The organism is Pseudomonas frederiksbergensis (genome assembly GCF_003732665.1).
In the GTDB taxonomy this organism is placed as follows: domain Bacteria; phylum Pseudomonadota; class Gammaproteobacteria; order Pseudomonadales; family Pseudomonadaceae; genus Aquipseudomonas; species Aquipseudomonas frederiksbergensis_G.
The window spans coordinates 1-296 of sequence record NZ_MOBP01000263.1 but is presented as its reverse complement, the minus strand read 5'-3'; the positions used below and the strand labels follow the sequence as shown (position 1 = coordinate 296).

General features: G+C 41.2%; 1 protein-coding gene. It reads left to right on the top strand.

Annotated elements, in window-relative coordinates; all coding sequences use genetic code 11:
- A partial coding sequence (locus tag BK665_RS34680) for a hypothetical protein (protein WP_221179288.1) occupies window positions 1–296 on the top strand: 296 nt, incomplete at both ends.

Here is a 296-nt window from a genome sequence, read left to right as displayed (position 1 = left end):
TCTTGATGACAGATTCCCTGCTATGTTCAAGGGGATTTTTGCATTTGAAAGTGACTTGAGCAAAAGCGCACTTTGCGAGCAGATAAAGGTCCGCTATTTAAACGATGATTTTGACGTTGAGGAAGATCAGGAAATCCCTCGAATTATCTGCAGACCTTTCGAACATCTGACATGTGCGTGCGTGATAGACAAAAATTTTGTATTCACAATGTACAATAAGACAGAAGAAGGAAAGTACATCCCTTCTCTCTTCAGTTCAGAAAGCAATACTGGGCTTTCCAGCCAGGTTACGCTTT